The sequence below is a fragment of the Desulfovibrio simplex genome, from assembly GCF_055387835.1.
On the sequence record NZ_AP042377.1, the window covers coordinates 192,381 to 210,971 of the forward strand.

Consider the following 18,591-nt stretch of genomic DNA (forward strand, 5'->3'; position numbering starts at 1 on the left):
CATAGCGCTTACGCCGTTCCAGAAGGCAGTTTACGCTTGCCCGTCAATTCTTCTATGTCTATGCGCACAATTGCGGTGCGTTTTATGCTGGCCGTGGGGGCTGGCTGCGGGCACAGGGCCGCGTAGCGCTGGGCGATGGCGTCCAGGGCGCGGCCTTTTTCGGCCTCGTCCTCAACAATACAGGCCGTGCCTTTGCCGCAGAGAGACTTGAAGTAGGTGGTGGATTTTTCGCGGTGGATGCTCACATCGGCAATGAGGGTAAAGGCCACTCGAGGATTCTGGCGGATGCAGTCCAGCTTGTGTCCCTCAAGGGCGCAGTGGATATAGATGGCCTGGCCCTGACGCACAAAGTTCAGGGGCAGCACATAGGGATATTCGCCGTCGTGCATGGCCAGGAACAGGTCATCAGCGGTGGAGAACATTTCGTCAAAAAAAGCCGGATCGTTACATTCGCTCTTCTGTCTGCGCATTTTGGAATCCTTGGTGGTGAAGGGTGACGCTGGCTGCTGCCAGGCTCTGCAGCCAGCGCTGGCATGCGGCCTGCAAGTCCTCTGCATCGGGATGCCGGGCGGCTTCCCGCAGGCGTTCCCGCCGGGCCTCGGTCATTGGATGGGTGCCCTTGCGTTGCGAGGCGGCCACGACCTGTGGGCTGACCTTGCCCTGGCACAAAAAACCGTCAAGTACGGTATTGCCGCCCTGTTCAAGCATGGCGGCGGCGGCACGCGAACAGCGCAGGGCGTGCTCCGACTGCGGCCATGCGCCCAGTGTGCCGAAATAAAAAACGTTTTTGTTGCGGATGGTCTGTATGTAGCGCTGGGCGCGGGCGTCAGGCAAGCCCTGGCGCACCCAAAAACCCACGGCCAGCAGGTCGTACTCCTGCGGGGAAGGGGCGTGGCGCACGGCATGGCAGGCGATGCCCGACGCTTCGGCCATGGCCTCCGCCACTTTGCGGGTATTGCCCGTGCAGGAAGAATAAACAATGCAGGCGCGCATGCCTTACCTCTGTGTCGTTGTACGTCGGGCTGGCATCTGGCGCGTAAAGGGGCCTGCCCCTGACACGCGGCCTTCACCCTGGCCCGACCCTTGTTTGCCGGAGCTTTTCCAGCGGTTGAAACTGCGTGCTTTCACTTTGATGTTACTCAGACTGATGTTGTTCTGGTTGGTAGTGCGCTGGCGTCCGCGTGAACTGAGCCCGCAGCCGTCACAGCATTTCAAATTTCGCATGTTCCAGATCAGAGACCCTTTGAAATGCGAAGTATTTCAATTTGTGATTCAGCCAAAAAATGCAATTTGCGGCAGCCGTTGCTTTAGCCGTAGCTTTCTGCGACGCAACGGCCGAAGCCCGCGTCGCAACGGCTGAAGCCCGGCTGAACCTACACCGCATTGCGCCGCACGGCACTCTCGTCCCGCGTTAGAGCATTTCCCCTTTTTCAAAGGAACATGCTCTAGCCTTGGGCCCTTTGCAGCAGGGCGTCGTGATCCAGCAGGGTGATGCTGCGGCGCTTGTGGTCTATGATGCCTGCGGACGAAAGCGCGGAAAGCTCGCGGCTGAGGCTCTCGCGGCTGATGCCCATAAGGCGGGCCAGTATTTCCTGGGTGACGCCCAGGCGCAGGGTAGCGCTTTTTTCCATCTTGGAGCGGTGCAGCAGCCATGCGGCCACGCGCCCGGCCACGGATATGCGCCCCTGCGATCCGGCGATCTTGGTAATGAGCAGGCGCTGGCGCAGGCTCATGGCCCCCAGCAGGCTGACGGCCAGCGGCGCGTTGTTTTCAAGCGTGTGCAGAAAGGCCCGGCGGTTCAGGCTCAGGACCGTGGTGGGCTGGAGGGCCACGGCGGAAATGGGCAGTCCCCCTTCATAAAACAGCACGCCCACGTCCAGAAATTTACCGGTGTGCACAAGGTGCAGCACGCATTCCTTGCCCTGGCTGCTGTGGCGGCACAGCTTGACCAGACCGGAGAGCAGAAGCATGGCGTCCGCGTTTTCGTCGCCTTCCTGAAAAAGGGCAGTGCCGGGGGCGAATGTTTGCAGGCGCGCGTGACGGGAGAGCGCATCCCTTTCATTGGGGGCGAGCGCGGCCAGCAGCCCCGTGCACAGGGCGTCGGCCACGGTGGCGTGCAGTGCGTGTTCTTCGCCCATGACGGCGTCCATATGGGCGTTGTGCTGCGGAGCTGGCATAAAACCTCCTGATTCCCGTTGTTGGGGCTGTTCTGCGATCATTGGCCCAGGGGAAGCATCGTGACAGTGTAGCGGGCGTAAGGCCAGTGTACAACACAAAACCCCGCCCACTTCTGTGACTGTGCGCACAATTTCTGGCGTGTTTATTGCCCCGTGAAGCGGCGGTGGCATAATTGGGTTGCAAATTACTGGCTTGCGCCATTAGAGTAGCGTAACAACAAATGAACTCAGCGAACCTGTACGCTGTTGGTGGGCATATATGATTGTGGTCACGCGACAAATTTTTACCAATGGCACTGTATGTTAAAAGCATATATAGGTATTTTTTCTGAAAAAAGAGGTATGTATGCTCGATAGAACTGATATGAATATTCTTGCCGCTTTGGAAAAAAACGCGCGAGTGTCCAATGCTGATCTGGCCAGAGCCGTTCATATCAGCAGACCCAGTATCATCAAGCGCATCAACAGATTTTTGGAAGAAGGGATTATTGAAAAATTCACCGCGGTGTTCTCTTTGAAAAAAATCGGCAGGCCCGTATGCAGTTTTATACATATCAGCAATATAAAACTCTCGGTGCAGGAAATGCTGAAGATTTTGGACAGAGATGAAATTGTCGAAATATATTCTGTAACTGGGGAAAACAATTTTATCGCCAAAGCGGCAGTGGCTGATATCGAAGATATGGAAAAACTTTTGCAAGATCTTATGCCCTATTGCAAGGTCGTCACTTCTCTTGTCATTATCAAGCACAAGATTGACAGGCCGCTGTTGCAGTAGCGACACTCCTCCATTGACGCGCGGTTTCGGCGGCGGGCTCTTGCGGCAATTTCACGTTGGAACTGCTCCGGCATCATCGGAGGCTGATCCGGCGTGAGAGCGTAAGCGTCGCGTATCCATGCTGGCGCGCGCCGTCACGGGCGTGTCAGATCCTTCATGATTTCATACAGGCGATCGCGCCAAGGCGTCCGTTTGGATGCTGCGATCTTTTTTTCACACCGGATGATCCGGCCATCAGGCATACCCAGACAACATACAGACATATTGTCATGGCCCGCCCGCGCAGCCTCCCGCTGCACAGGCGGGTTTTCGTTTTGCTGCGCGGTGTAAAGAAATGGCGGCAGTTTTTTACGCTTTGTAAAAAAGAAGTCCCATAAAAATTCGTTAGGCTATGTACCTTGTCAAGTGAATTGGTATAACATGATGACAAGTTGTTTTGCGCCTGCGCGCCTTTCCAGAGCGCCATAGCCCGCGCCATGCCTGCACGGCATGGCGGTCAGGCTTTTGTGCATGCACGACAGAAACACGACAGGAGAACAAGATTTGCCGACGGGCGTGGCCCAGCCATGCCGTAGCCATACACGCTCATCAACAATGCAAGCACAACGAGCAGCCTTTGAAAGGGGGATCCATGAGCAACGAGCCTGACAGCAACACTGTTCCCTTTACACGTTATGATGCCGGATGGGTCATTCTCTGCATTGGCATGGCCATTGGCGGGGCCATGGTTTTTATGCCGGTGCAGGTGGGCATGACCGGATTGTGGGTGTTTTTGGCGGCATCAGCCATTGCCTATCCTGGCGTGTATCTGTTCCAGAAATTTTATCTTGAAACGCTTACAAAAACAGAAAGCGCAGAGGACTATACAGATATCATAACGCAGTATCTGGGAAAAAACTGGGCAATGCTCCTGAGCATCCTTTATTTTTTACTGATGCTGACGGGAATGCTGGGTTATTCTACCGGACTTGTGCGCGACAGCGCCTCCTATCTGCAAACGTATGGCGTAACCAAAACGCTTCTTTCTGATACCGCATGGTGGCCGCTGATTATCATGCTGGCCATGGTGGCCATAGCCGCTCAGGGCGAAAAGCTGCTTTTCAAGGTATCCGGGCCGCTGGTAGTGGGCAAGCTGGCCATCATTCTTGTGCTGGGCATGGTCATGATACCTCACTGGAGCCTGGCCAACATAAAGCCCTTGACCTCTCTGCTGCCCTTCATGCGAGATGTCTTCATAACCATACCGTTCACGGTGTTTTCCGTCGTGTTCATGCCCATACTGAGCCCGATGAATATCGCCTATCGCCGCATGGAGGCGGACAGGCGCATTGCCACGTACAGGGCGTTTCGCGCCAGCAGGGTGGCATTTGCCATTCTGATCGTATCCGTACTGTTTTTCGCGCTGTCGTTCACGCTTTCGCTGCATCATGAAAAAGCCGTGGAGGCTTTTCAGAACAATATTTCGGCATTGGCCATTGCAGCCCAGGTCCTGCCCGGCGCGGTCATCAGGGTAATGAGCACGGCCCTCAACATTTTTGCCCTGGTGACGGCATTTTTCGCCCTGTATCTGGCGCTGCAGGAGGGGCTTCAGGGCATATGCTTCAACCTGCTCAGCCGTTTTATGCCCGAAGACCGCATTAACAGAAGGGCTCTGCATCTGTTTGTGGCTCTTGTCATAGCAGTGGGCCTCTGGGGTTGGGTGCAGATGAACGCCAAGGTGCTGTTTATTTTGCACCTGAGCGCGCCCCTTTTTGGCATCATAGCCTGTTTCATTCCTGTATATCTGATTTTCAAAATGCCGTATCTGGCCTATCTGAAGGGATTTAGAGCGCTGTATGTGTTGCTTTTCGGCATTATTCTGACAATTTCGCCATTGTTGCGATTTTTGGAATAGCATTGATAAAAACAAAATTTTCGAATGACGCGGACGCTGTCAGGCGACAGACGAATTTTTTGGACGGCATCGCCTGACGCCATACTACCACTGCAAGGAGGATATCATGACATATGCATTTGAATTGGGCGCAAGTTTTGCCAACAGGATGGACAGCGCGGATCCGCTCAGAAAATTCCGTGAGCATTTCTATATTTCGGACGGGCTCATCTATATGGACGGCAATTCTCTCGGGCTTTGCAGCCTGGACGCGGAAAAGTCCATCCTTGGCATGCTTGAGATATGGAAGGAACACGGCATCAACATGTGGAGCATAGAGGACGGAAAGTACTTTCTCTTTCCTTCGCATCTGGCAAAGAAGATAGCGCCGCTGATCGGCGCTGAAGCCTGCGAAGTCACCGTGGCGAACAGCACCACGGTCAATATCCACCAGGCCTTTGCCACGCTTTACAAACCCGTGGGGCGCAAGAACAAGATCGTCGTTGACGGGTTGAACTTCCCCACCGACAGGCACGCCGTGGACAGTCAGGTGCGTCTGCGCGGCCTTGACCCGCGTGACGTCATAAAGGTCGTGCCCAGTGAGGACGGCAGAACCGTCAGCGAGGACGCCATTATCGCCGCCATGACCGACGACGTCTGCATGGCGCTCCTTCCCTCGGTATACTACCGCAGCTCACAACTGCTGGACATGAAAAGGATAACAGACGAAGCCCGCAAGAGGGGCATCATTATGGGGTGGGACCTGTGCCATTCCATCGGTTCCGTGCCGCACGATTTTGCGGACCTGGACGCGGACTTTGCCGTATGGTGCAACTACAAGTATCTTTCAGGCGGGCCGGGTGCGGCGGCGGGCCTGTATGTCAACAAAAAGCATTTCGGCACTGCGCCGGGGCTGGCAGGCTGGCAGGGCAACGTCAAGAAAACGCTTTTTGAACTGCACCAGCAGCACGAACACTCTCCCGATGCCGACGGCTGGCTCATTGGCACGCCGCCCATGCTTGCCATGGCCGGACTGGACGGGGTTCTGAATCTTTTTCATGAAGCGGGCATGCCTGCCCTCAGGGAAAAATCCCTGCGCCTGACGGCCTACCTCATGTTTCTCATCGACAAGCGCCTGACGGCCTATGGCTATGCCGTGGGAACCCCCCGTGACGACGCGCGCCGTGGCGGTCACGTGGCTTTGGAGCACAACGAAGCCTACCGTATCTGCAAGGTGCTGAAAAACTACAAGGTTGTTCCCGATTTCAGGGACCCCAACGTCATCAGACTTGCGCCCACAGCCCTGTACAATTCGTACGCTGACATTCATAATCTCGTGGATATCTTGGAAAAAATAGGCGCAAACAGGGAGTATGAAAGCTTGAGCAGGGAAAGAAGCCTTGTCGTCTAGGCCTGGGACGAAGCGCCTTTGAGTATTTATACTCTCAAAGGGGCAAGACGCCCGCGTCGGCGTGGACCAGCGCGGATGAACCGCGCGCGCCTTTGGGCAGGCCCTGTTCACACAGCCGTCAAGGCACGTTCTGTTTGAAATTGCGCTGGTACTATACGAAAAGACCATAAGGACTTTAGAGCAGACTAACTTTGAAATGCTTCACATTTCAAAGTTTTCATTCAGCCGAAAAGTGCGATTTGCGGCTGAATCCACGCCATGTTATGGCGCGCTGCACTTTCGTGCAGCGTTAGAGCATTTACACTTTTTCAAAGTTAAAATGCTCTTAAGGAATAGAGGAGTAAGGAGTAGGGGGTGTGGGGGAGTGACCCTTGCGCACAAGGGTCACTCCCCCACCAAAAGCATTTCAACGTAACATCGCGGCAATGGCGGGCGTCTGTTCACGCAGCCGTCGAGCGGTTTCACGGTGAAAGCGCTCTGGTCGACAGACCTCGCACGGAGTTCAAACCATTCCGCGCGGCGGCATGACGCCTGCCAGTCAACAAGCCCCGCTTCTGTTATGCAGAAGCGGGGCTTGAAGTTTTTGTCAAGGCCTGTGGTGCGGGCTTGCCAGACTCCGGCGTTGTTCATCGCCGGAGTGCTTCAGCCCTGCTGCACAGCGCTCATCGGCGCGATGCCTCAGCCGCGCGGGGGAACCTTGCCGTATGCCCCAGGCAGGCGGCCGGGGGCAAAACCATTGGGCGGCAGCCCCCCCTGGCCCATGGCCTGGTCAAAAGACTGCACATGTGCTCGTGGCATGGTCTGTGCTTGTGAAGACGCGGCAGCGGGAGCCGCCGGAGCGGTCGGAGCGGCCGCTGTGGGCGCGCCCTGCATGGCGGCGGGGGCAGGCGAATACCCCGGCAGGTTGGGCTGCGGCATGGCGGCGGCCGCATCGGGAGCGCCCATGGCGCTGCGCCCATAGGCCGCCTGGGCGTGGGAACGCGGCACGGCCGCGCCCTGATGTTGTGTGATGGGCTGCGCCATCTTGCTCACAGATCCTGCTGGCTGCATGCGGCTCGCTATGTCAGCGGCGGCTTTGCGCGCCTCGGGCGTTTCGATGATCTGGGCATAGGCGCCGCGCAGGCCGGACAGTATGGTTTCCACACTGTCGAGAGATTCCACGTCCATTTTAAGATTGGCGCGCAACAGACGGGCGGTGCAGAGCAGGTACAGGTTGTTGAGGTTGACGGCCAGACTGCCGCCCTTGTCCATATTGAGAGATGCCGCCAGCTCATTAACAATGTCGATGACCTTTGAGATCATGATGCCTTTGCCCGCAAAATCCTTGGCCAGCATCTTGGTGCGTGCCTGCTGGATGTACTTGAGGGCCCCGTCATAAAGCATGAGCAGAAGTTGCCCCTGGTCGGTAGTGCCAACCTTGGTTTGAAAGTACGCGTTTGCCGCCTTGTTCATATTTCTATCCTTGTGCGTGCCGGTTGCTAGCTTTTGCTGCTGCTGGTGCTATTCAGTTTGGTTATCTGCGATTCCAGCTGGGTCTGCATACTTTTGTAGTTATTCAGCAGTGTTTCCAGATTGGCGAAATATTTTTTCTGCCGGGTTTCCCAGAGCGATATGCGATTCTGTTCCTGGGTGATTTTTTTATCTATGTTCTCCATGATGGTCTTGTAGTTGTCGCGCAAGACCATGAGAGCGCCGTTCTGCGACTTGAGGGCAAGGGCGTCGGCATTTTTATCCGTCTCGGTGGAGGACAGGTTGACGTCGTTGAACACCATTTCGCTTTTGAGAAAGCTGTTGACGGTCTGTACCAGTCCTTCCTTGATGCGGACCTGGCCGGTGTGTTCGCCCTGGCTCAGGTCATCGATGAGGATGGACAGACCGCGCGCGTCGCCAGAGCCAACGCTGTAATAATACCCGGGCTGGCTCAAGTCGCGCTTGGCCTCAACGCCGCCCACCATCACTTTTTCAATGTTGCCGCTGGCGTCAACGGTATAGTTTACATCATATGTTCCGGCCTTGGTGATGCCGGCCACGTGACTGCCATAGCGGAAAGACGAAGAGGTGCTGGAACCTGTGCCGTCGGTGCAGAAAAAATCCACCACGGCTTCCAGGTTGTTGGTGATCATGTTGGTGTAGTTTTCCTGATCCATCTGCTGCAAGGCGGCAATACTGGATGAAGGAGCTATCTCAAGCAGACCGAATTTGTCACTGGCTTCGTTATTGTTGACCTTGATGCCCAGGTTGGCCAGGTTGGACAAAACGTCGCCCGAAAGCAGGTCTTCAGCGCTGGTGCGGCTTTTGAAGCCTGGCGGCGACGCGCCAAGGAGGCTGTTGAACCGTGACTTGAAAAGCTGCACGCCGTAGTTGCCCTGGAGCAGACCGCCTTTTTCAGCCGTGAGCTGCGAAGGGCTGTAGTTGCTGTCGCTGGTGTGATCCGGGTCGTTGGTGGTGGTTACCTTGTCCTTGTCATACTTGGTGAAGTCACGAATGGTCAGAAGGACGGAGTTAACGGCGTCCAGAAATGTCTGGATGGATTTTTCCACCGAGGTGACGTCGGTGCTGACGCTGACGCGCGCCTGGCCCGTGTCGTGAATGGTAAAGATCACACCTTCAATGACGTCGCTGACGGTGTTGGAGGCCGACTCCATCTCAATGGGCCAGTTGTCGACGGTAAAGCGGGCGTTGGTGGCCCGCTGGATGTTCCAGTTGGAAGATTCGGCCACCTGACCCTTTATGCCGGGGCCGCTGACGCTCTGCACGTTGGTGATGGCAAGAAAGCTCTCTCCGTCAGCCGCGCTGGTCCAGTCCGTGCCATCGGCTTTTACAAGCTTGGCTGTCGCACCGGCGGCCTGCGCGGCGGAATTATTCGCCAGCGCCTGCTGAATGGCGGCCACCGCGTCCTGCATGCTGGAGCCGCTGGCGAGGGAGGGCACGCTGATCTGGGTACCATCGTTGAGGGTAACCGTATAATTGAGGGGAGGCTGCGTGGGGTCCAGGGTGTCGCCAGGCGTCAGCCCCGTGGCCAGGGTGGTGGTGGCTGTGCTGGTTGTCAGGCCGTCCATGCCGCCGCCCGTGCCCTGACTGACATAAAACTGAAGCGTATTGCCAAGCGAAAACGACAGGTTGCCGCTGCTGTCGGTTGTTGGCGCAACGCCTGTCTTGGCCTGAATGGCGTCCGCCAGGTCCTGATATGTTTTGTTGTTGTCCAGAGTTATGGTCTGGGCAGCGCCGTTTTTGTCGATAATGGAGTAGGTAAATTGCTTGCTGCCGTCGGCGCTGCTGCCGCCCAGCTTGTCGCCAAGCATGCTGGCCTTGAAAATAATGCTGGTGGTGGCGGAAGCCAGTCCACCAAGGCGGGTGCCCATATCAGCCGCGGTCGTCGTGCTGGTGAACAGGGCGGTATCGGCAGCATTGGCACCGGGATCAAAAGTGATGCCGGTAATATTGGCCAGACTGACAGACCAGCCGCCGCTGCTGTCCATGTTCAGGTCCGCCGACTTCATGCCAGAGGCCTGGGCCATCTGGATGAGGGCGTCCTTGAGGCTGGTGCCTGCCTTGATGGTAAGGTCGCGCGTTCCGGTCGTGACGCCGTCATCGTACTGCAGCGTCATGGTCAGGTCAGACTGCAGGGTTGTCGCACTGGGATTGGCGCCCACCGAGACCTTGGTGCTGGCCGCAACGGATTTTTCGACAGCGCTGGTGTCGCGCTTGTACATGGCGGAAACGCCGGTGAGGGTCAGGTTGCCGCTGCTGTCCAGCGCGGCCACATTGCGCCCTGTCTGGGTATTGATCTGGTCTGCCAGATTCTGATTGGTCTTGTCGCCCGTGATGGAAACGGTGAACTTTGCGCCGTCCTCCATAAAGAGGTCAAAGGCGTATTTATTGGGATTGGTGAGCGTTGCGCCGAGGTCCAGCGCGTTGTTGGTTTTCCACACCGACGAACTGCCAGTCGCGTTCATGCCCACAAGGCCGCTGTTATGAATGACGAGATCGTTTCCCGTTCCCGTGCTTTTGCCCGCCACCTGAAAAACATATCCCGTTCCTGTCTGCACAATACTGATCTTGATGCCGGGATTGTCTGTGGAATTGTTGACCATGCTGGCAAAGGATTCCAGCGTGGTCTTGGGGGGCACCTTTATGCTCGTGGTGGTTCCGGCATAGGTGAACGTAAAATTCTGGTCCACGCCTGAGTCATTGATGACGTCGGTTTTGGAACTGAAGACGTGCCCTGTGTTGGCCCACACGGAATTGTTGGCCGTTTGCAGCACGTTGATGCTGTGCTGCACATCCTGCGCTGAAGCGTTGGCGATGGCCGTCAGAATAGTATCGTTGCTGCTGGTGACGTTTTTGGTGACGAAACTGTTTTTGTTGCCAATGCTCGTGAGTACGCTGCTGGCTGTCTGCACCTGCTGGATGATGCTGCCAAAGGCATCATAGCGCAGACTCCAGTCGGACTTCCAGGCAGTCAGACGGTTGAGCTGTGTGGATTCGACCTTCTTGAGCTTGGCAAGAACATCGTCAAAATTGGTGTCCATGCCACTCAGGCCGGAAACGGCGTTGGAGCCGGATATGCTGATGGCCATAGGCGCCTCTCAAAAGATATTTTATGCCTGGCAGTGCTGGGCATATATGCCGGGCGCTATCTGTCTTGCAAGATGCGTGCAACTCTACGGGGCATTTTTTGCCTCCTGTTCCGGAGCGCGCCTGGGCAAGTGCGCATGTCCGTATAGTGGAAATAACGGCCAGCTGACGAAAAAGTTTAGCGCAGAGGCTGGTTCCGGGCGGCCTTGCGGCGCAGTTGTGGTGGCGGCGGTGCGGTTTCGGGGCAATGGTGCGAACCCGTTACAGGATGCGTGACAGCCAGCCTCTTTCCGGGCCAAGGGTTGACAGGTTGGGGGCAATGTCCTATCAGAGGCGCATACAAACTTCTGGAGTTTGTCGTAAGCGTTAACGTCACGCAACGCATCACTTTCCGCAACTGCGGCCAGGGATGCGTTTTTTTGTGTCCTGAAGCAGAATGCTGTTGAGAACGTATGTTCTTACCATGCACGCCCGCTACGGCGTTTACCAGCGCAGACGACCTGCGCTTGCGCCGTGACGGAGAGCCTGCTCGCGCAGCCTCAGAGCGCGTTCACCCTGAACATGCCCTGAACCCGTTTGCGACAACCTATGGAGTTTTTTTATGCAAAAGGATACCCGCTGCCTGTTGTGGAACACGGCGGCACTCCTTGTTTCGTACATGGCCGTCGCCATGCCGCTGCCCGCCATTTCCGTTTTTGTAACGAGGCATCTGGCCCTTGCCAACAGCCTGAGCGGCCTTGCCGTGGGCATCGCTTTTTTGACGACCATTCTTTCACGCGGCTTTTCGGGAAGGTTTGCCGACCGCAAGGGCGGGAAGGCCTGCATGATGCGCGGCCTGCTGCTTTACGCCTTGGCAAGCGCCATCTGCCTTGCCGCCGGGCTGGCAAATGCCCCCGGCTTGGCCTTTGGCCTGCTGATCGCCGGGCGACTTGTTCTCGGCCTTGGCGAAAGCATGGCTATTGTGGGCATGCTCAGTTGGAACATCGCCCTTCTTGGCCCGCAACGGTCCGGCACCGTCTTTTCACTCGTGGGCGCAAGTCTTTACGGCGCGTTTGCCCTGGGCGGGCCGGTGGGGTTGCAGTGCCTCTCGCAGTTTGGTTTTACCGGGCTCATGCTGCTGTGCAGCCCCTTGCCCCTGCTGGGCTGGCTCATGGTTTGCCGTATGCCCGCTGTTGTACCGCCATACGTCAGGCCGCACACGTCGTTTCTGCGTGTTCTTGGTTCCATCTGGCGTCAGGGGGCCATTGTCGGTTTTCAGGGCGTGGGTTTTGCGGCCATCGGCGCGTTTATTTCACTCTATTTTTCTGACAGGGGCTGGCAGCACGCGGGGCTTGCCCTGACCTGCTTCGGCGTCGGCTTTGTGCTGGTGCGCCTGTTTTTCGGGCATCTTCCAGACAGGGTCGGCGGCATGCGGGTTGCCTCTGTGTCTCTTGCTGTTGCCGCCGGGGGGCAGTTGGCGCTCTGGCTTGCGCCTTCAGCGGAGATTGCCCTGGTGGGCGCATTTCTGACAGGCACCGGATGCTCCCTGGTGTACCCGTCCATGGGTGTTGAGGTCATTAAAAAAGTGGCGCCCGAACTGCGCGGCACTGCCGTGGGCGGCTTTGCCATTTTTCAGGATGTGGCCTATGGCGCCACAGCCCCCATTGCGGGTCTGTTTGCCGACCACTTCGGCTATGCGGTGGTTTTTATGATAGGCCTTGCGGCGGCACTGCTTGGCCTGCTGGTCGCCCTGGCCGCGTCAGTGCAGCAAAGGGGCGCGGCGCGTTAGGCGCGTTCGTCAGAGAAGACCGGTGTGGGTGCGACCGCTGACGCATCTGATCAGAGCAGATTACCTTTGAGAATGCACATTCTCAAAGTTCAGGATACGCTCGCTTCGGCCTTAACCGCGCGAGTAAACAGTACGCTTACGCCTTTGCGGCGGGCGTCTGCTCACGCATCCGCCAGAGCAGTTTCAAAGTGAAATTGCTCTGGTCGAAAACTCCCACAGCGGCAGTAAGCTGCGGCAGTGCGAAGGTGTTGGCCCCCGGCAGCGGTGGAGGGCAGGCCGGGCCTGCTCCGTAAAGTGACGACCCCGAGCCGCAAGGCCGGGGCGTTCCCCAAGAATACAAGGCTGCAACAGTGTGCCGTAAGGGCATTGAAAAAGCGAATGTAGATGGCGTACATCCGCTTTTTGCAGGAATTGTCTCAACGTACGCCTGAGCGCGCTGCCGGGGCCGCATGGTTGTGCGCCAAACGGCAATAAGAATTTCAGGGGGAGGGGGCGTGGGGGAGGAGACCCTTTTGCAAAAGGGTCCCTTCCCCCCAAAGCATTTCAAAAAGAGAGCATCGGCCAGTACCGGCTGATGCCAGTCAGCGCCGGCTAGTGCATGACCTGCGATTTACGGAAGTTCACGTAAGCCTCGCGCATGGCAAGATAGGGATCAAGAGCCACGCTGTTCAGGTCTTCATACAGGGGCAGCACATCGCCAAGGGCGTTGAATCGAAGGCCGCCGCCCACGCCCACCCCGAGTTCCCAGGGCTTCAGGTAAAAGAGCGGATCGGCAAAGAGGTCGCCCACGCGGCCAACGGTATCGCGCGCGGAGCTGGGGCCAATGATGGGCCACACCAGATAAAAGCCCTGGCCTATGCCCCAACGGCCCATGGTCTGGCCGAAATCTTCGCCCGTGGGATCAACAGGCACAATGGTTTTATGGCCCTTGGCCACATCGGCGAGCCCCAGGCTTGACGTGGTGTTAATGATAAAGCGGCCAAACTCCACACCAGCTTCCATAAAACGGAACTGCAGGATGTTGTTCACAAAACGCACGGGAAAGAGGAGGTTTGAAAAGAAGTTTTTCAAACCGCCGCGCACCTGGTGCGGCGTGATGAATACCCAGGCGTCATAGGCTGGCCTGGCAATGTACAGATAAAAGATGTCATTGAAGTGAAACCAGAAGCGGTTCCAGGGTTCAAATGGGTCGGCGATGCTGCCGATATCGGCGGTATCGTAGTCGTCCAGATCGTTCGAATCACGCAGGGAGCCATAGGGCGTGACGGTAACGGCCCCGGCCGGCAGCATGGGCGCGCCGCCATACACCGTGGAGGGGGTGGGGGGCTGTCTGACGCCTTGAGCCGCCATGGCCTTGTTGCCGTCCAGAAAAATGATGCCGGCCAGCAACAGAATGCTGAGTGTGAAAGTTCGCGCCTGGCGCGACAGGTAGTTATTTAGCATGTTCCTGCCGCACTTCCACTGCCTTGTCCTTGATGCGGGCAATGAGGTTTTCCGGCGAGTCCGTGTTCAGGATGTCCTGAAACTGGGTGCGGTAGTTTTTGACAAGGCTGATATTTTCAATAAGCACATCGTAGACCATCCATTTGCCGTTTTTGGGCAGCATGCGGTAGGCCACGGGCACTTTTTTGCCGTCCTTCATGGTGATAACGCTGCGTACCTCGACCCGGTCGCCCTTGGGTGAAGCCACTTCGCCGGTGTATATCACCTGCTCGCCGTTGTAGCCGTCAATTTTGTTGACATAGGTGCTGATGAGAAGGTCGGCGAAAGCGTCGCTGAAGGCTTTTTTCTGTTCCGGCGTAAAGGCGTGCCAGCGGGGGCCCACGGTGCGCGAGGAAAATTCGCCGAAGTCGAAAATGTGCAGTACTTCGTCCTCGATCTGCTGACGGATGGGCCCGCGTGTGGCGGGATTCACGTAATCAGGATTCTTGATGAAGTTCAGGATGCGGTTGGTGGCCGTTTCAAGAGCCTGCCGGGCAGGGGAATTGGCCTGCGCTACGGCAGGCAGTAAAACGAAGGCCAGCAAGAGACCGCACAGGGCAAGAGTGATGCGGCGTGAAAATGCATGGGAGAACATCTATTTCACTCCTCCAAAAGCATATTTGCTGATAAGGGATCCCAGGTCAACTGCGGATTCCGTTTCTGTAATGGTGTCGCCGGGCGCAAGTACGTGTTCCGAACCGCCCCGGGAAATACTGATGTATTTGTCGCCGATAAGGCCGCTGGTGCGCACAGAGGCAATGCTGTCATCAGAAAGATGCAGGTCCTTGTCGAAGCGCAAGCGCACCACGGCCTGATTGCGCATGGGGTCGGGGTCAAGCCGGATGCCGGTGACCTTGCCCACGGGCACGCCCGCCATTTCAACATCCGCGCCCACGCGCAGGCCCGACACAGAGTCAAAATTGGCATTGAGCTCATAGCCCGGACCAGCGAAAACTTCCATTTTGCCAAGCTTGATGGTCAGGTAGGCAACACAGAGCAGGCCTATCAGCACAAAAAGGCCCACAGCGGTTTCTCGTACGGTATTCATTGGGTTTGTATCTCTCCCCCATAGCCGAGGCTACAGTCATTCTTCGATACTATATGAAGGCAGGCGCAAATTTTCAAGCATTATACCGAACATGCCAGGGAGCCTGCTGGCGGCGAGACGGATTCACTACAGAATTCCGGCAGCGCGCCCTGACGGCTTGCCTTCAGGCAACAGTCGCCTTGCTGCGCTGCGGATCAAATTCGTCCGGCGCAAGGGGCGCTGGGCTGCCCCATACACGGTGAAACGCGGGCGCGCAAAGCCGCCGCGCGCATCTGTGTGACTTATGAAGCCAGCCAGTTGTCAAGGGCCTTGCTTACCACGGGGTCAATGGGCTGGTGCAGGTCGCGGCGCTCGTCACCGGCTTCGCGGTGCAAAAATTGGCGCAGGTATGGGTCGGCGCTGGCCTCAAGTTCGGCCAGGGTGCCGGAAAACAGCGCTTTTCCGTCAGCAAGCACAAGCACGTGGTCGGCAATGGCCCGCAGACTCGCCAGATCATGGCTCACCACAACCACGCTCATGCCCGCATACTGTTCGCGCATGGCCAGCAGCAGGTCGTCCATGCGGGCGGCGGTTATGGGATCAAGCCCTGATGTGGGCTCGTCGCAGAGGAGCACGCGCGGTTCCGCCACAATGGCCCGCGCAAGTCCGGCGCGTTTGCGCATGCCGCCGGAAAGCTGGTTGGGATAAAAATCGGCAAATTCATCAAGGCCGACCATACGCAGCACACGCAGGCCCGCCTCGCGCACCGTGGCGGCAGGCAGGCGCAAATGTTCGCTCAGGGGCAGGGTGACGTTTTGCACCAGGGTCAGGGCGCCGAGCAGCGCGCCGTCCTGAAAAAGCACGCCCATATGGCGGCGGATGCGGCGAAAGTCGGCCCTGCCAAGGGCGAAGAGGTCGCGCCCGCCTACGAGCACATGGCCCGAAAGGGGCCGCGAAAGGCCGATAATGTGGCGCAGCAGCGTGGATTTGCCGCAGCCGGAGCCGCCCAGAATGACAGACACCTTGCCGCCGGGCAATACCGCGTTGACATCGTGAAGAACTACGTGGCTTCCGTAGCCAACGGTGAGATCCTTAAATTCTATGTCCCATGCTTGCATGTGCTGCCTGCCTTCAAAAGAATCGCCAGGGCTGCCGGAGCAAAAACATTGGCTTTTGTCCGCCCGCCAAGGGTAACGCACAGCTTACCCCAGGCGGAGCGGAGGAACAAGTTCGACTTTTCGTCCAGCCTAATCGGTAGGCATGTCATCGGGAAAGTCAACGTTGGCGTACACGTTCTGCACATCGTCGTTGTCGTCCAGGGCGTCCATGAGGCGCAGAACCTTCTGGCCCATGTCGGCGTCAACACCCACGAGGTTTTGCGGCACCATGGCAAGCTCGGCCGACAGCATGGCAATACCCGCGGCTTCCAGGGCGTCACGCACGGCGGTAAAATCGCTCATGGCCGTGTGGATGGTCCATTCGTCCTCATCGTCAATAACGTCGTCGGCTCCGGCTTCCAGAGCCGCTTCCATAATCTTGTCTTCAGGATAGGCGTTTTTTTCAATGCTGATGACGCCCTTGCGGTCAAACATCCAGCCAACGCTGCCGTTTTCTCCCATGGAGCCGCCATGCTTGGAAAAAAGATGGCGCACTTCGGCAACGGTGCGGTTCTTGTTGTCGGTGGCCACTTCAACCATGACGGCAATGCCGCCGGGGCCGTAGCCTTCGTAGAAGGTTTCGGTGAGATCGCCGCCGGCGTCTTCGCCGGTACCCTTGCGGATGGCGCCCTCAATCTTGTCCTTGGGCAGGTTCACCGCCTTGGCTGCGGCGATGGCCGCGCGCAGGCGGGAGTTGCTGGCAGGGTCGCCGCCGGTCTTGGCGGCGATGATGATTTCCTTGGCAGCCTTGGTAAATATCTTGCCGCGCTTGGCGTCCTGACGCCCCTTGCGGTGCTGAATATTGGCCCATTTGCTGTGACCAGACATAAAACCTCCGAAACCTTTAGGGAATAATTGTTTTACCGGCCCGGCGGCGTTGCCACCGGATCGGTCTGGTTCGGCTTGGCGCGAAAGCCAAGGCCAACAAAGAATGTTTCCTTGCTTTCGGCACGCGAACTCTTGGGTTTGAAGGACTTGACCGTTGCGAATGCCTGACGCATGGGCGCCAGCAGTTCCTGAACGTCCGGGCCCATGAAAATTTTCACCACAAAGCCGCCGCCCGGCTTCAGATGCAGGCAGGCGACAGCCAGAGCCTCCACGGCCAGATCCAGCGAGCGGGCCTGGTCGGTAAAGCGGGTGCCTGTCGTGCGTGGGGCCATGTCGCTTATGACAAGGTCAAAGGGGCCGAGTTCCTGCAGCTTGGCTTCAAAGGCCGAAGAGCGGTTGAACACGTCCTCCTGCATGAAGGTGACCTGGGGGGGAAAGGTCGTCTCCGTACTTTGAATGTCACAGGCGAGAACCAAACCCTTGGAGCCTACCTTTTCCGCCGCGCCCAATGACCATGAGCCAGGGGCTGCCCCCAGGTCCAGAATCTTTTGGCCGGGTCGCAACAGGCGGAACTTGGCATCCAGTTCCTTGAGTTTGTAGACCGAACGCGCGGGATAGTTCTCGCGCTTGGCCTTGAGGAAGTAATGGTCTCGATATTCCTTCATAATAAATACCAACACGTGACCATACTCTTTTTTATTTGCTTCGCCAAGTGGCGCTTGGGGACGAGCCCGCGAAAATAAAATGACGCGTTGACCAGACCGTATGGATGCGCTAGCTTATTAGTAAGTTTTCACAGGTAGCGACGATTCCCCTCGTTGCGCGCCAAAAACCAAGGAGATCATATATGAAAAAAAGTCTACTGGCTTTGTGTTTTATGTGTTGCGCCCTCCTGATCGGAGCAGGCGTTGCTCAGGCTGAAAGCGTCAAGGTTCCTGTCAATAAAATTACCGATGACGGCGTGGGCGACGCCATCGGCTTCATCACCTTTACTGATGACGGCAAGGGCGGAGTGGACATCCTGATGGACGTGGTGGGCATCAGCGAAGGCCAGCACGGCTTCCACGTGCATGAGAATCCCTCTTGCGCCCCTGTGGAAAAAGACGGCAAAAAGGTGGCCGGCCTCGCCGCTGGCGGCCATTTTGACCCCGATAAAACCGGCAAGCACGAAGGCCCCGGCAAACACGGCCACAAGGGTGACCTGCCCGCCATCACCGCCGATGCCAAGGGCGAAGTCAAGGGCAATCTGAACGCCCCCAACCTGGCCGTCAAGGACCTCAAGGGCCGTTCCGTGATTATCCATGCCGGCGGCGACAACTACTCCGACCAGCCCGCTCCTCTGGGCGGCGGCGGAGCCCGCATAGCCTGCGGCGTGATCAAGTAGCACGTTCGATCCTTTCCTTATGGTACTGGCCCCGCCGCGAAATGTGGCGGGGTTTTTTCGCGCGCCGGGCTTGCCCGTGGCGGCGGGCATTGGCTATGCTGCACGTCAGCGGGGGCAGGCAAAAATAT

The 18,591-nt window shown here is 57.4% G+C and carries 16 protein-coding genes; 5 read left to right on the forward strand and 11 right to left on the reverse strand.

The genetic code is table 11. The features are described from left to right. Positions 1-8 precede the first annotated feature (8 nt). The 3 genes from ACZ5DH_RS00820 to ACZ5DH_RS00830 all read right to left on the reverse strand — a co-directional run bounded on the left by ACZ5DH_RS00820 (position 9) and on the right by ACZ5DH_RS00830 (position 2,177). A complete protein-coding gene (locus ACZ5DH_RS00820; protein WP_464255282.1) occupies positions 9-470 on the reverse strand; it encodes a pyridoxamine 5'-phosphate oxidase family protein in 462 nt (153 codons plus the stop codon). Beyond that, positions 445-993 (reverse strand): flavodoxin family protein, encoded by a 549-nt coding sequence (locus tag ACZ5DH_RS00825; RefSeq protein ID WP_464255283.1) that lies wholly within the window; start codon positions 991-993, stop codon positions 445-447. Before ACZ5DH_RS00825 ends, ACZ5DH_RS00820 begins: the two co-directional genes overlap by 26 nt. Before the next feature lie 452 nt (positions 994-1,445). Beyond that, positions 1,446-2,177 carry a Crp/Fnr family transcriptional regulator gene (locus ACZ5DH_RS00830; protein ID WP_464255284.1) on the reverse strand — a complete coding sequence of 244 codons (732 nt, stop codon included), beginning with the start codon at positions 2,175-2,177 and terminating at the stop codon, positions 1,446-1,448. Positions 2,178-2,523: 346 nt separating this feature from the next. On the opposite strand from ACZ5DH_RS00830, the gene ACZ5DH_RS00835 reads away from it, so the two are divergent. From ACZ5DH_RS00835 to kynU, 3 genes are all read left to right on the forward strand, one after another. Next, complete coding sequence (locus tag ACZ5DH_RS00835; protein WP_464255285.1) at positions 2,524-2,955, forward strand: Lrp/AsnC family transcriptional regulator; 432 nt, start codon at positions 2,524-2,526, stop codon at positions 2,953-2,955. Between the two features lie 631 nt (positions 2,956-3,586). After that, positions 3,587-4,849, forward strand: a complete 1,263-nt coding sequence (locus ACZ5DH_RS00840) for an amino acid permease (RefSeq protein WP_464255286.1) — start codon at positions 3,587-3,589, stop codon at positions 4,847-4,849. A gap of 106 nt (positions 4,850-4,955) precedes the next feature. Further along, entirely contained in the window at positions 4,956-6,239 is a 1,284-nt protein-coding gene (gene kynU / locus ACZ5DH_RS00845; protein ID WP_464255287.1) for a kynureninase, read from the forward strand. A gap of 678 nt (positions 6,240-6,917) precedes the next feature. On the opposite strand, the gene fliS is transcribed toward kynU, so the two are convergent. Further along, the gene (gene fliS / locus ACZ5DH_RS00850) at positions 6,918-7,691 is read right to left on the reverse strand and encodes a flagellar export chaperone FliS (protein ID WP_464255288.1); all 774 of its coding nucleotides are present in this window, start codon (positions 7,689-7,691) and stop codon (positions 6,918-6,920) included. Between the two features lie 26 nt (positions 7,692-7,717). Further along, positions 7,718-10,819 carry a flagellar filament capping protein FliD gene (gene fliD / locus ACZ5DH_RS00855; RefSeq protein WP_464255289.1) on the reverse strand — a complete coding sequence of 1,034 codons (3,102 nt, stop codon included), beginning with the start codon at positions 10,817-10,819 and terminating at the stop codon, positions 7,718-7,720. Between the two features lie 599 nt (positions 10,820-11,418). Here fliD and ACZ5DH_RS00860 point away from each other — a divergent pair. After that, positions 11,419-12,585: an MFS transporter gene (locus ACZ5DH_RS00860; protein WP_464255290.1), complete on the forward strand. Its 1,167-nt coding sequence runs from the start codon at positions 11,419-11,421 to the stop codon at positions 12,583-12,585. 591 nt (positions 12,586-13,176) lie between these two features. On the opposite strand, the gene ACZ5DH_RS00865 is transcribed toward ACZ5DH_RS00860, so the two are convergent. The 6 genes from ACZ5DH_RS00865 to ACZ5DH_RS00890 all read right to left on the reverse strand — a co-directional run bounded on the left by ACZ5DH_RS00865 (position 13,177) and on the right by ACZ5DH_RS00890 (position 17,744). Beyond that, positions 13,177-14,028, reverse strand: coding sequence for an MlaA family lipoprotein (locus tag ACZ5DH_RS00865; RefSeq protein ID WP_464255291.1), 852 nt, complete (start codon positions 14,026-14,028; stop codon positions 13,177-13,179). Beyond that, a complete protein-coding gene (locus ACZ5DH_RS00870) occupies positions 14,018-14,662 on the reverse strand; it encodes an MlaC/ttg2D family ABC transporter substrate-binding protein (RefSeq protein ID WP_464255292.1) in 645 nt (214 codons plus the stop codon). Before ACZ5DH_RS00870 ends, ACZ5DH_RS00865 begins: the two co-directional genes overlap by 11 nt. Continuing rightward, positions 14,663-15,115, reverse strand: a complete 453-nt coding sequence (mlaD, locus tag ACZ5DH_RS00875) for an outer membrane lipid asymmetry maintenance protein MlaD (RefSeq protein ID WP_464255293.1) — start codon at positions 15,113-15,115, stop codon at positions 14,663-14,665. It abuts the gene before it with no gap. A gap of 281 nt (positions 15,116-15,396) precedes the next feature. Further along, positions 15,397-16,212, reverse strand: a complete 816-nt coding sequence (locus ACZ5DH_RS00880) for an ABC transporter ATP-binding protein (protein ID WP_464255294.1) — start codon at positions 16,210-16,212, stop codon at positions 15,397-15,399. A 129-nt stretch (positions 16,213-16,341) separates the two neighbouring features. Next, complete coding sequence (locus ACZ5DH_RS00885; protein ID WP_464255295.1) at positions 16,342-17,079, reverse strand: YebC/PmpR family DNA-binding transcriptional regulator; 738 nt, start codon at positions 17,077-17,079, stop codon at positions 16,342-16,344. A 32-nt stretch (positions 17,080-17,111) separates the two neighbouring features. Then, entirely contained in the window at positions 17,112-17,744 is a 633-nt protein-coding gene (locus ACZ5DH_RS00890) for an RlmE family RNA methyltransferase (RefSeq protein ID WP_464255296.1), read from the reverse strand. 182 nt (positions 17,745-17,926) lie between these two features. Here ACZ5DH_RS00890 and sodC point away from each other — a divergent pair, with 182 nt between their 5' ends. Continuing rightward, positions 17,927-18,463, forward strand: coding sequence for a superoxide dismutase [Cu-Zn] SodC (sodC, locus tag ACZ5DH_RS00895; protein WP_464255297.1), 537 nt, complete (start codon positions 17,927-17,929; stop codon positions 18,461-18,463). The last annotated feature ends 128 nt before the right edge of the window (positions 18,464-18,591 follow it).

Bases quoted from the DNA above. Each gene is read 5' to 3' on its own strand.
- ACZ5DH_RS00860 (WP_464255290.1), top strand. From the start codon at position 11,419: ATGCAAAAGGATACCCGCTGCCTGTTGTGGAACACGGCGGCACTCCTT.
- ACZ5DH_RS00880 (WP_464255294.1), bottom strand. From the start codon at position 16,212: ATGCAAGCATGGGACATAGAATTTAAGGATCTCACCGTTGGCTACGGA.
- ACZ5DH_RS00820 (WP_464255282.1), bottom strand. From the start codon at position 470: ATGCGCAGACAGAAGAGCGAATGTAACGATCCGGCTTTTTTTGACGAA.
- ACZ5DH_RS00835 (WP_464255285.1), top strand. From the start codon at position 2,524: ATGCTCGATAGAACTGATATGAATATTCTTGCCGCTTTGGAAAAAAAC.
- kynU (WP_464255287.1), top strand. From the start codon at position 4,956: ATGACATATGCATTTGAATTGGGCGCAAGTTTTGCCAACAGGATGGAC.
- ACZ5DH_RS00830 (WP_464255284.1), bottom strand. From the start codon at position 2,177: ATGCCAGCTCCGCAGCACAACGCCCATATGGACGCCGTCATGGGCGAA.
- ACZ5DH_RS00885 (WP_464255295.1), bottom strand. From the start codon at position 17,079: ATGTCTGGTCACAGCAAATGGGCCAATATTCAGCACCGCAAGGGGCGT.
- fliD (WP_464255289.1), bottom strand. From the start codon at position 10,819: ATGGCCATCAGCATATCCGGCTCCAACGCCGTTTCCGGCCTGAGTGGC.
- ACZ5DH_RS00825 (WP_464255283.1), bottom strand. From the start codon at position 993: ATGCGCGCCTGCATTGTTTATTCTTCCTGCACGGGCAATACCCGCAAA.
- ACZ5DH_RS00840 (WP_464255286.1), top strand. From the start codon at position 3,587: ATGAGCAACGAGCCTGACAGCAACACTGTTCCCTTTACACGTTATGAT.
- ACZ5DH_RS00890 (WP_464255296.1), bottom strand. From the start codon at position 17,744: ATGAAGGAATATCGAGACCATTACTTCCTCAAGGCCAAGCGCGAGAAC.
- mlaD (WP_464255293.1), bottom strand. From the start codon at position 15,115: ATGAATACCGTACGAGAAACCGCTGTGGGCCTTTTTGTGCTGATAGGC.
- ACZ5DH_RS00865 (WP_464255291.1), bottom strand. From the start codon at position 14,028: ATGCTAAATAACTACCTGTCGCGCCAGGCGCGAACTTTCACACTCAGC.
- fliS (WP_464255288.1), bottom strand. From the start codon at position 7,691: ATGAACAAGGCGGCAAACGCGTACTTTCAAACCAAGGTTGGCACTACC.
- sodC (WP_464255297.1), top strand. From the start codon at position 17,927: ATGAAAAAAAGTCTACTGGCTTTGTGTTTTATGTGTTGCGCCCTCCTG.
- ACZ5DH_RS00870 (WP_464255292.1), bottom strand. From the start codon at position 14,662: ATGTTCTCCCATGCATTTTCACGCCGCATCACTCTTGCCCTGTGCGGT.